At 67.6% G+C, this 11,305-nt stretch carries 9 protein-coding genes and 1 pseudogene; 4 read left to right on the top strand and 6 right to left on the bottom strand.

Annotation, left to right across the window (positions count from 1 at the left end; translation table 11 throughout):
• The 5 genes and pseudogenes from FSYMDG_RS01800 to FSYMDG_RS29475 form a co-directional block, all read right to left on the bottom strand.
• Entirely contained in the window at window positions 1-786 is a 786-nt protein-coding gene (locus FSYMDG_RS01800; protein WP_013871926.1) for an enoyl-CoA hydratase/isomerase family protein, read from the bottom strand.
• 432 nt (window positions 787-1,218) lie between these two features.
• Window positions 1,219-2,874, bottom strand: a complete 1,656-nt coding sequence (locus tag FSYMDG_RS01795) for an AMP-binding protein (protein ID WP_013871925.1) — start codon at window positions 2,872-2,874, stop codon at window positions 1,219-1,221.
• A gap of 360 nt (window positions 2,875-3,234) precedes the next feature.
• The gene (locus tag FSYMDG_RS01790; protein ID WP_237702942.1) at window positions 3,235-3,672 is read right to left on the bottom strand and encodes a MarR family winged helix-turn-helix transcriptional regulator; all 438 of its coding nucleotides are present in this window, start codon (window positions 3,670-3,672) and stop codon (window positions 3,235-3,237) included.
• A 489-nt stretch (window positions 3,673-4,161) separates the two neighbouring features.
• Window positions 4,162-5,160: a hypothetical protein gene (locus tag FSYMDG_RS22510; protein ID WP_237702941.1), complete on the bottom strand. Its 999-nt coding sequence runs from the start codon at window positions 5,158-5,160 to the stop codon at window positions 4,162-4,164.
• Between the two features lie 712 nt (window positions 5,161-5,872).
• Window positions 5,873-6,634 (bottom strand): annotated as a pseudogene (locus FSYMDG_RS29475) (phosphotransferase family protein).
• 179 nt (window positions 6,635-6,813) lie between these two features.
• On the opposite strand from FSYMDG_RS29475, the gene FSYMDG_RS01775 reads away from it, so the two are divergent.
• From FSYMDG_RS01775 to FSYMDG_RS01765, 3 genes are all read left to right on the top strand, one after another.
• Window positions 6,814-7,446, top strand: a complete 633-nt coding sequence (locus FSYMDG_RS01775; RefSeq protein ID WP_202797657.1) for a TetR/AcrR family transcriptional regulator — start codon at window positions 6,814-6,816, stop codon at window positions 7,444-7,446.
• A gap of 329 nt (window positions 7,447-7,775) precedes the next feature.
• Window positions 7,776-8,594 carry an enoyl-CoA hydratase/isomerase family protein gene (locus FSYMDG_RS01770; protein WP_013871922.1) on the top strand — a complete coding sequence of 273 codons (819 nt, stop codon included), beginning with the start codon at window positions 7,776-7,778 and terminating at the stop codon, window positions 8,592-8,594.
• Between the two features lie 103 nt (window positions 8,595-8,697).
• Window positions 8,698-9,486: a PaaI family thioesterase gene (locus tag FSYMDG_RS01765; protein ID WP_165001595.1), complete on the top strand. Its 789-nt coding sequence runs from the start codon at window positions 8,698-8,700 to the stop codon at window positions 9,484-9,486.
• Here the strand turns inward: FSYMDG_RS01765 and FSYMDG_RS01760 are convergent.
• Window positions 9,483-9,809 carry a DMT family transporter gene (locus tag FSYMDG_RS01760; protein WP_013871920.1) on the bottom strand — a complete coding sequence of 109 codons (327 nt, stop codon included), beginning with the start codon at window positions 9,807-9,809 and terminating at the stop codon, window positions 9,483-9,485. The genes FSYMDG_RS01765 and FSYMDG_RS01760 overlap by 4 nt on opposite strands.
• A gap of 397 nt (window positions 9,810-10,206) precedes the next feature.
• On the opposite strand from FSYMDG_RS01760, the gene FSYMDG_RS01755 reads away from it, so the two are divergent.
• Window positions 10,207-11,274 (top strand): glycerophosphodiester phosphodiesterase family protein, encoded by a 1,068-nt coding sequence (locus tag FSYMDG_RS01755; protein ID WP_013871919.1) that lies wholly within the window; start codon window positions 10,207-10,209, stop codon window positions 11,272-11,274.
• Window positions 11,275-11,305: the final 31 nt, after the last annotated feature.

Raw genomic sequence — 11,305 nt, 5'->3', positions numbered from 1 at the left:
CTACCGCCCCTGGAATATCGGCTTGCGGTGGGCCGCGACCTCGGTGACGCCGGTCCAGGCGTCATCGCTGTGGCAGACGCGGGCCATCGCGCGGGCCTCGAGCTCCATCTGCGCCTCGATGGGCTGCTCCCACGTCGAGAGCAGCAGGTTCTTGATCTCACCGAACGACACGGTGGGGCCCGCGGCCAGCTCGGTGGCGAGCGACCACGCCGCCTTCTCCAGCTCCTCGTCGTCGACGACCTCGCTCACCAGTCCGTGTCCAAGGGCTTCCTCGGCGCTCCAGGTCTGGTTGCGCATGAGGAACTCGGCGCTGCGGCGGACGCCGATCCGCCGGGGGAGGAACGTGGAACCACCCCCGTCGCAGAGCAGTCCGATCCCGGTGTAGGCGGCGTAGAACCGTGCGCCGCGGGCGGCCAGGCAGAAGTCGGCGGCGGCGGAGAGCGCGACGCCGCCACCGACCGCCAGCGCGTGTACGGCGACGACGACCGGGGCCCGCATCCGGGCGAACCGGGAGATCGCCGAGTGCAGGCCGACCGTGGCGTCCTTGATGAAGCGGGGCAGGGCCTCGCGGTCGCGTGTCATGGTCTTCAGGTCCGCGCCGACCGTGAAGTAGGGGCCCTGCGCGTCGATCAGCACCGCACGGACCTTGTCATTCTCGTCGCACTCGGTGGCAGCACGACTCATTTCGGTGCAGAACGCCAGGTCGAACGGGTTGCCCCGGTCCGGCTGGGTGAGCGTGAGGTGGCCAATCCCGTCAGCGATCCGCAGCGTGATCGACCCGCTCATCGTCCCACCTTCCGTCGAAAATGATCGTCTTCTCACTTGCGTGTCGCGGCATCCGCGGTGTGCGGCGGGCCGCGATCCGTCGGCTACGGCGTCCGCGGGCACAGCGACCGGAGCCCGACCGGCTGGGTTTCAGCCTCGGCCTGCGGGAACGACACACCCTGGTGTTCCCACAGCGCTACGCCGTACTCCAGCGGTATGCCCATACTCGCCCGGGTCCGCGTGCAGGACCGCAGATCTCGTCGAGTGGCTGCCGCGCGACCGCCGGACAGAGCGGGGGCAGACAGGGCAGGCCAGGGTAGGCCAGGCAGGGCACGGCGGTAGCCGAAGCCCTGCGTGACCTGAGCCAGACCCTGGCTCTCCGCTCCGAGCAGGCGTGACGCCGGCACCTCCCGCTGGTGGTCGGAAAGGGCGAGCTTCATGGTTCAGGACGGTTCAGGACTCGCCCCGGGCCAGCTCGCGAAGCCGGAACTTCTGGACCTTGCCGGTGGCGGTCATCGGGAGCTCGTCGACCAGGACGAGCCGTTCGGGCAGCTTCTGCGTGACGATCCGGCGTTCGAGGCGCAGGAAGTCCGTGATGTCCTTCAGCGTGGGTGCCGCTCCCTTGACCGGGACGACGATGGCGCACGCCTTCTCGCCGAGGCGCTCGTCCGGGTAGGCGACGACGGCGACCTGGGAGACATCTGGATGCGCGAGGATGTATCCCTCGATCTCGGCGGCGCTGATGTTGGTACCACCGCGGATGATGATGTCCTTGAGCCGCCCGGTCACCCGCAGGTAGCCGTCGGCGTCGAATCGGCCGAGGTCCCCGGTGTGGTGCCAGCCCCCGCTGTCGATCGTCGCCGCGGTCCGCTCGGGCTCACGCCAGTAGCCGAGGATCGCGCCCGGGCCCGAATAGGTGATCTCACCCTCCTCACCAGGCCCGACCTCGCCGTCAGGGCCGACGAGCCTGATCCGGATGCCGTCGAGCGCGGGGGAACCGTCCGAGCCGGCGCGGCGCTCGATCGGGTCGCCGGGGTGGCAGCAGGTCGCCGCCATCAGCTCGCTGCAGCCGTAGAGCGGCATCAGCACACCGTTGGTGAAGGTCCGCTCGAACTCCAGGGCCAGCGTCTCAGGGATCGGCGCGCCGGCGCAGAGCCAGAACCGCATCGACGACAGGTCCCGCTTCGCCTCCGGCGCCGCGTCCAGTGCCATCCGGACGAACGGGGTCGCGGTCGCGGTGGCGGTGGTGCGGTACTTCTCGATGCGGCGCAGGCCCTCGTTCGGCTCCCAGACGTCGAGCAGATGCGTCTCGGCGCCGACGGCCAGCGGGACCAGCACGCCGACGACCAGCCCGGTGGCGTGCGCGACCGGCGACGGCATGAACATGACGTCCTCGGCGGTGAGCTGGAAGACGTTGTGGGCCAGGCCACGGCCGGAGAAGTCCAGGGTGTTCCAGGTGTGCACGCAGCCCTTCGCCGTGGACTCGGTGCCCGAGGTGTAGACGATGACGTGCGGGGTGTCCGGGTCCGAGTGCGGGCCCAGCTCGTCCGGGCCGGGTACGGTGGCGGTGGCCTCGGCGAACGTGAGCTCGCCCGGGGCCGCCTCACCACGGGCGATCACGAGGGTCCTGAGGGCCGGGGCCTCGACCTGTAGCGCGCGGAACATCGCCGCGTGGTCGAAGCCGCGGAAGGTCCCGGTGGTGATCGCGGCGACCGCGCCGGAGTTGCGCAGGACATGGGCGATCTCCGCGTGCCGGTACACTGCCATGATCGGTACTGTGACCGCGCCGAGCCGCGCGAGCGCGAGGTAGGAGATCACGAACTCGGCCCAGTTCGGCAGTTGGACCGCTACCCGGTCGCCGGGCCGGACGCCGCGGTGCGCGAGCGTGGCGGCAAGACCATGGGCACGCTCACGGACCGTGGCGTAGTCGAGTTCGGTGGTGCCGTCGGAGACGAACCGGCGAGTCGGTGTCGTGTCCGCCCACCGGTCGAGTAAGGCGGCGGCCGAGCTATCCTGCCACCAACCGTTCTCCCGGAACTTCTTGATCGACTCGGTGTCGTAGCGGTCGTAGACCGTGGGCGTAGCCGTGTCTGTCTCCACACCGACCATCAGAACCTCCGCTTCGTCGTGGATACCTGAACGCACATTCATTTCGGTCGCACGGGCCGGACCGAAATCTCAAACGACAGATGGCTCACGCCAGCCGCAAGCATGGCCGGATTTTAGTGGCATAAGATCGATGTTTTCAATGGTTTGACCAAATAGTTGCTTCAGGCAAGCATGTTCGCCCGTCCACGCGCCCAGCCTCACGAACCCCTCCGGCAGGGCCGCCCAACGGCGGTGTCACTCAACGGCAGGATCGCCCGCCCACGGCGGGGCCTCCTCCGAGCCGTGCTCCCGCTCCGAGCCGGCGGCGCGGGAGCTCTTCAGCTTCGTGACTTCCGGCGCGGTGAAACGGCCGGCCGCCGATCAGTCCGCCGTGACCGGTGCGGGCTCGTCCGCCAGACGGAGCGCGACACAGGAGAGGACATCGGCGGTGACCGCGAGCCGCGCCGGATCGGTGCCGCCGACGACGCGCCCGAGAATCTCCCGGCGGGCCGCATGGACGCTCTCCAGCGCCTGCACACCCTCCGGAGTAATGCTGATGAGGAAGGCCCGCGCGTCGGTGGCCACTCTTCCGCGCGCGATGAGGCCGGCGCGTTCCAGCTTCTTGAGACGGGGCGTGATCGAGGAGATGTCGACGCCGTGGCAGGCCGCGATGTCAGACACCCGCAGCGCGCCGCGGGCGTCGAGATATTCCAACAGCGACCAGGACGCCTGCGGCAGGTCATAACCGGAGCGCCGCGCGATGTCACCAGCCTGACATCGTTTCGGACTGGACTCCCCACGCGCCATTCTCGCCGTCAACGTAACCGTGGGTGACACGCCTGCCGAAGGCCGACACCTGGTCAATTCAGCCAAGGGCTTCTACGCCCGGCTGGGACGCGTCGGCGCCGCCGCGACGCTGCCGTCCGCCGACGAGGCTGCCTGGGAACTGACAGACGCCCAGAAAAAGAACCCACCACCATCGTGGACAGCCGATGGCCCCGCTTCATAGCCGGCGGCCCCAACGACGTCCGCGACACGCTGGAGCAGATGCTCAAGGGAAAGCGGCGCCGACGAGCTGATGATCCAGGACCTCATCGCCAACCCCGCCGACCGCCAACACTCCCAGGCCCTTCTCGCCCAGGCCTTCGCCCTGTCCCCACGCCATCCCTTGCCCGCCGCCGAACCAGCAACCTCACGATAAGCTCCGCTGCCCCACCCATCGCTGGTCAGGCGAGATGCCTGGTCGAACAAGCCCGCGCGGAAGGGTGGTCGCTACGCGGCCATGAAAACGCGGTCCGGGAAAGACCGTCATGTTCGCCGCCAGTCATCGCCGGCCTTCCACACGGCCGTGACGCCCACGGTGGCGCACAGGTGCAGCAAATCTGGACGCGGTCTTGAGGGAACGAGGAGAACCAGACGTGGAGACGGATCGATGAAACGGCGATAGTCGAGGAGTTGACCGATGCCCATGCGGATGGTCTCACGGGTGACGGTACCTTTGGCTTCAATGAGCTCACTGGCTGTCACGTCGTAGAGATCAGTGAAGAGTGGGCGTAGCTCATTGGGGGGCACGATCTGCTTTCGACATATCTCGTGGCCAAGAGATCGAAGGTGCTCAGTGTATGAGCGGACAAGGGCGGCTTCTCGCCGGACTGCAGTGGTCAGCTCCCTCGAGCTGGTCAGACTGTACTGTTCGATATTCGATGCCTCTACTGGTACGGAGATAATACGGCTGGTCGTGGTGGGGGTTGATGGGAGAGGTGCCTCGAACGACTGCATCGGCCCCTGGGGGCGGAGTCGGAATATGATGACCGTGCGAAGCGGCCCGCCGCCGGTTTCCGGGGCTTCGCTCGTGTACCACGGACGATCGGGATCGATCGCGAACACCCCAAGGTATTGGACACCGTCTCGTACGGCGCGGAAAAGGCGAAGTGCGCGTCCATCTTCCTGGTGGCGCAGGATGGCTAGGTTACCTTGAAGCATCTGCTGATCACCGACTTGCCCTTCCCCTGTGTAGTGGAAGCAGCCGTCATCTCCCCACCCGTCGAAATAGCCGTGCGTCCTGCCACGCACAGGGTCGGTGAAGATCAGAATATTAGGGGTAGAGCGGGACGGGCCGATGCCGCCTTGCCGTCGACCGCCATATCGAGCGTGGATGTCACGGCGTACCGCGACAACTCCCGGCTGGATCTCCCAGAAGATGCCAGCCGTGCCGTCAGCACCGGTGGTCTGCTCGATGAGACCGCGCAGCGCCGTAACGAACTGTTCACGGTGACGGTCATCCCGCAGGAGGTCGAAGGCAGGCACGGAGAGACCGAACTCGGGATCTTCCCGATCCAGCCACCGGCGTGGCTGCGGGCTGTGTCCCGGCGGCGCTGGTGAGCTGGCGCGGATCTCCCACAACGGCGAGTCCCGAAGCGCAACGACAGGATATTCCGGCGTTACCCGTCGATGACCCGCGGTACCGTCCGTCGCGAGGGCGGCGGCCAGTCCCGCACGTGCCCGCGACCATCGGCTCAACCGCACGCCTTCCGCGGCACGTTCGACTGCCCACAACAACGTCAAAGGCTGGTACGGCCACTGGGTATCCCGACTGGAAGTCCTCTGCAGCGTCGCCAAAGCACGCAACGCATCGTCTAAATCCACTACACAAAAATACGGCGACTGTGGCGGGGTCTTGAAGGCGCTCGGGCCTCGCCTCCTGATCTGGAGGATGACAGCTCGGCTCGTAGCAGGCGGCACCGGCCATCACCATGGCGCCCCGCGGCCCCGCCAAGCCGGCGGCCTCCCGGCAGGCTTCGGGTATCCCACCCGCCGATGGACTGTTTATGGTTGTGGCTCTCGTACGGCGTTGGCGATGACTGCGGTGACCATCCGGCTGGCGGTGTTCGGGCACGTGTTCCAGCTTCCGTCCAAGGTGGCGGACGCCTTCGTGAAGGTCTACCAGCGGGTGGTGCCCGACGCGCCGTTCGCTCTTCCAGGCGATGACGAAGCGAGCCCTGGAGGGGTAAAGCGCGTCCTACGACGGGAAAAGTCGGTTCAGTGCGGCGAGGCCTCTGTCGGTGTAGGTTTGCCGCCCCGTCTCCAGGCCGTAGGCGAAGTCCTCGAGGACGCTGCAGCGTGCGTGGAAGACAGCCCGTTCTCGCAGCGAGAACGCCTGGTCGTGGGCGTGCCGGAGTCTGCCGACGGCGGTCGTCAGCGCCACGTCGCCGAGGTCACGGCAGAGCAGACCGAGGTCGTAGGCGGGGTCGGTGAGCGCGGCTTCGCTCCAGTCGATCACGCCGGTGACCGAGCCGGTGCCGGGATCGACAAGGACGTGCTCGATCCCGAGGTCGTTGTGCGAGAACACGAGCTCCGCCCTGTCGGCGGGCGGTGGGGCCTCCAAGAAGATCTCGATCGGTCACCGGTGACGCGCCGGAACGGCGTCGGTGACCTGCGCGTAGAGCTCGACCGCGTCCTGTCGCCATCCGCTGGTCGGCTGGTCGTCCGGCTCGACCAGGCCGGCGACCCGTTCCGGTGGGACGGCGTGCAGCGAAGCCAGCAGATACCCGAGCGACGCGGCGATGGCCGCCACCCGCGCCGCGTCCGCAGGCGGCCCAAGATCGGCTAGCGGCACGCCCGGGAGTTTCGGATAGGCGAGGCAGCCCAGGTCAGGAGCGACGACCGTCGGCGCCGGAACAGACACCGGGCAGATGCGCCGTGACAATATCCACGACCGTCGACAAGCTGGCGGCGGTAGCGGTAGCGGCCTCCGCCTTCCCCGCGCTGGGAGCGTCGACACACGCGACACCAGCCGCCCGTCAGGGTCGGCGGTGTCACCGTGCGCGCTCACGACCGCATGGTATTCGATCTTCGGCCGTTGGCCGCTGGCGAACAGGTCCCTGACCGCCCAGGATCGCCCGGAGCCGCTTTACCCGCACCGTTTCCTCGGATGTGGCCGGGGACCGTATGGTTCCTGACGTGGTGGACGCAGCGCAGGATGCCGGGCGGCGTGGGGGCGGCACGGCCGTGGCGGGCGTCCGGAAGCGCGATCCGAACCGCCGCCAGTCCATCATCGACGCGACCGCCGAACTGCTGGCACGGCGCGGCTACGGCGGCGTGTCGATGGCCGAGATCGGCGCCGAGGTCGGGATCGCCGCGTCGGCGATCTACTGGCACTTCCCCAGCAAGCAGGATCTGCTGGTCGAGTTGTTCGATCAGTGCCTGGATCGTCTGCGGGCCGAGCAGGTCGGCGCTGTCGAACGTCTGGGGCGGACACGCGAGGCACTGATCGAGATCGCTCGGCTCCAGGTGGAGTTCGTCGTACGTCAACGCGCCTTCGCGCGTGTCTACTACCAGGAGGAGCGCAATCTGCGGGACGCGGATCTCGTTCGTCTCCGCGGCAAGCAGCGCGCCTACGTCGAAACGTGGACGGATCTTCTCCTCTCCCTGCGGCCGGATCTCGATCCCGTGAGCGCGGAGTGCCTGGTGCACGCGACCATCGGCGCGGTCCAGTCCTCGCTGGTCTACAACAGTTCTCTGCCGCCGGAAGTCCTCGCGGATACTCTCACCGCGATCGCCCTGCAGGTCCTGGACAGCCCCCTCACTCGCTGACCTGAGGCTTCCGCACCCAGCGCGCCGCGCATGCGCCCGGTACGCCGCGCATGCGCCCAGCGCACCGTGCCCGCCGTCCCGCGGCTGTCGTCCCGCGGCTGTCGACTTCGCCCCTGATCGACACCTCTCGATCCTCTTGCGGGTCGCGGGCTGTGCGGCCACACTGCAAACCGGGAACAGAATGGATATTCAGTTCCAGGGTCGGAAGAGGTCGGCATGCTGCTACATCCCAAGGATCGAACGATCACCGTCCGCGACGCGGACCCAACAAGACTCACGATGTTGATCTCTGTCGGCGCACCGTTACCGCGCACTCTCCGAGGAGCCCGATGAGCCGCTTGGACAAGGTCCTCTACGAGAAGCGGGGGCCGGTCGCCTGGATCACCCTCAACCGTCCAGAGGTCAAGAACGCGATCGACATCGAGACCAGCGACCGCCTGTACGAGATATGGACGGACTTCCGGGACGATCCAGCACTCCGGGTAGCCGTTATCACTGGCGCGGGCGACGCCTTCACCTCGGGCGCCGACCTGCGTACCCACGCTCCGGAGTGGCAGACCGTCGGCCCGATGGTCGGCCGGGAGCGCCTCGAGGACGGGGTCAGCGGCATCACACGCGGCCCGCTGTCACGGATCGCCAAACCCATCGTGGCCGCGGTCAACGGCTGGTGCGTCGGCCACGGAGTCGAGCTGGTCATGGCATGTGACCTGCGGATCGCCAGTGACCGCGCCCAGTTCGGAACCTTCGAGGTCCGCCGGGGCATGCATCCCGCCGACGGCGGGATCGTCCGCCTCGTCAACAGCTGCGGAGTCGGATTCGCCCTGGAGCTCCTGCTCACCGGGAATCCGGTCACCGCGCAGCGCGCCTACACCGCCAACATGGTCAACGCTGTCGTCTCCCACGACGAGCTCGTCGACGAGGTGGAGAAGGTCGTCGACAGCATTCTGCGCTGCGACCAGGCAGCCATCGAATCCGCCAAGGAGACCGTGCTGGAAATCATCGGCCAGCCGCTTCACGACCAGCTCCGGGTGGAGGCGATGTGGGGATATGCGCTGTGCGGCGGCAACCCCACCGTCATGAAGCGATCTCAGGAGTTCTTCGACCGGGTGGACCGCGGCCGTGCCGGCAGCACTCCAACGCCTCTGTGAACTCCGACGCCTCTCTGAGACCAGTCATCGCGAGGTTCCTGTGAGTGCCATGATGGGCGGCCCCGACGCGGCGCCACTCTCGTCCGACCGACCGATGCCATTCGTGCTGGGCATTCCCGAGCGGTTGTTCCGCGTGGAGCCGTTTCAGTTCCACCCGGACGGCCTCGTGACGAGCGCCATGCCGCTCGGGCCCTGGCTGTCGACGGACGATCCGGGCCAGGACCAGGGCCCCGGGCCCGCCGTGACACCGGCCGGCGCGCTCGGTGTCCTGATCGACGACGTTCCCGGTTACGCCATCGGCGCGGTGACCGGGACGTGGTCGATCAGTACCGAGATCACGCTCGACATCGTCCGAGATCTTCCCCTGGACGGGACGATGGTCCACGCCGAGGGCCGCGTCGTCCACGTGGACGAGGTAGGCGCCCTGGCGCGGGGCCGCGTCCGCACCGAGTCGGGCGACGTCGTCGCATACTGCCAGGAGCGAGGCCGCTGGATCGACCGGTCACCCCCGGAGGACGTGATCGCCAACGGGGCCGTCACGACCGACGAGCCGCTGGACGCCGACACGTTCGCCGGCCTTTTCGGCCACGCTGTGACCGTGCGGCCCCCGCACCTGGATGTGACGGCACTCCCGCGGCTGGCCAACCCGCTCGGCAACCTGCATGGCGGTGTGACCCTCTGCCTCACCGACTGGCTCGCGGCGCTCACCCTGCCGCGCCCGGCGCGCACGGTCTCCATCCACGTCCACTACGTCCGCAACATCCCGCCGCTGACGAACGTCCAACTGACCGCGAACATCGAGCATCCAGGACGATCTCTCGGCGTCATCCGCGTCGTCGCCACGAACGAGACCGGCAAGCCCTGCACGATCGGCACCGTGGTACGCCATTAGCGCGTGGTCGCTCCCAGCTCAATGGCGAGGACTCCGCCGATCATCAGCACAATACCGCCCACCTGCACCAGGGACAGTTTGTCACCGAGAAAAATGGCTCCGATGAACGCTACCAGCGCAATACCGCTGGCAGCCCAAACCCCGTAGGCCACCCCGATACTCATTCCCATTTTGAGTATCTGTGACAGCAGGCCGAAAGCCACAATGTATCCCACTACCGCGACGATCGAGGGAAACGGCTTGGTGAATCCTTCCGACAGCCGCAGATTCACCGTCGCGGTCACCTCGGACAGAATCGCCAGGGTCAACAACAGAGCAGGCAAGATCGTGACCTTTCACGCGACGCTACCGGTATCGACGTATCAGTGGCCAGTAGTTTGGACGCATCGTCAGAACCCGACGTACTCCGCCGGCCGGGGCAGGTGGGCAGGTGGGACGTTGACGTATCCACCCACCTTCCCTGATCAAGGAGCTGGCGAACACCGCGGGCCCGTCCGGCCTGTGCCGGCGCCGGGTGCGCGCACTCCCGCTACGGGGCACTTCGAGATGCCCCATTGTTGGTCCGTCCATCGGGCGTGTATGGCCGCCGGTGGAGTTGTCGGCCCACGAAAGCCGGCCGGCTGCTGTCCGGCTTTTCACCAGCTCGCCAACCGGGGGCTTTCCAGTCAGCGGGTTCACCGATCCGACGGCTGACCGATGGCGGCAGGTAACGCGTGATCTGTGTGCTCGTTCTCTCCTGTCGATTTGCTGTGCGGTGCATGCCGTCGGCGAAGGTCGCCGCTATTACGCTGGAGGATACGTGGACCGCCGCTCCGTGATTGCGGGTATTGTTGTGGCCCCGCTCGCCACCACCACCACCGTCCTGTCGACGGCTTCGGCTGCCTCGGCAGGTGTGGCGTCCTGGTCTGCCGACACGAGCCGGAAATCGGCGGCACCACCAACGTCGCCGACCACCCGGAGTTCGCCTCCCGCAGAGCGACCAAGATACTGGACGGTGTACCGACCACCGGCTGGTTCACGGAGGACTTCACACTTGCCGAGCTGAAAACGCTGCGCGCCAAGGAGCGGCTGCCAGCCGTTCGGCAGGAGAACACGATATATGACGGCCGGTTCGAGATCCCGACGTTCGCCGAAGTGCTGGAACTGCGCCAGCGACTTTCCCGCGAACTCGGGCGTGAAATCGGAGTCTACCCGGAGACCAAGCATCCGACGTATTTCCAGAAGGCCGATCTGCCGTTGGAGCAGCGGCTCGTGGACGCCCTGGGCAAGCATGGCCTGAACAACCAGGGCGCCCCGGTGTTCGTGCAGTCGTTCGAGACGACGAACCTGGCCCAGCTGCGCAAACTCGGTCTGCGCACCGCTTCGGTGCAGCTGCTCAGCGCCAGCGGCGCCCCGTTCGACCTGGTCGACGCCGGTGACCCGCGGACCTACGCGGACCTGTCGACGCCGGCCGGGCTGCGGCAGATCTCGAGCTACGCGAACGGCATCGGACCGGAGAAGACACAGGTCATCCCGTGGGCCGCGGACGGCACGCTGGGCGCACCGACCGCGCTGGTCGCCGACGCGCACGCCGCGGGGCTGGTGGTGCACCCGTACACCTTCCGGGCGGAGAACAGCTTCCTGCCGGCGGACTACCGGCGGGGTACCAGCCCCAACGACTTCGGCCGGGCGATCGACGAGCAGGTGAGGTACCTGAAAGCCGGCATCGACGGGCTCTTCACCGACCAGGCGGACATCGGCGTCATCGCGCGGGACGACGCGTCCGCGAGGCCGTCCGGCACCGCGTGACAGGATCACAGCCTCTCCCGGCACGGGACGC

This window comes from Candidatus Protofrankia datiscae (genome assembly GCF_000177615.2).
Classification (GTDB): domain Bacteria; phylum Actinomycetota; class Actinomycetes; order Frankiales; family Frankiaceae; genus Protofrankia; species Protofrankia coriariae.
The sequence above is the reverse complement of the archived record's forward strand: the minus strand, read 5'-3'. Positions and strand labels throughout refer to the sequence as shown.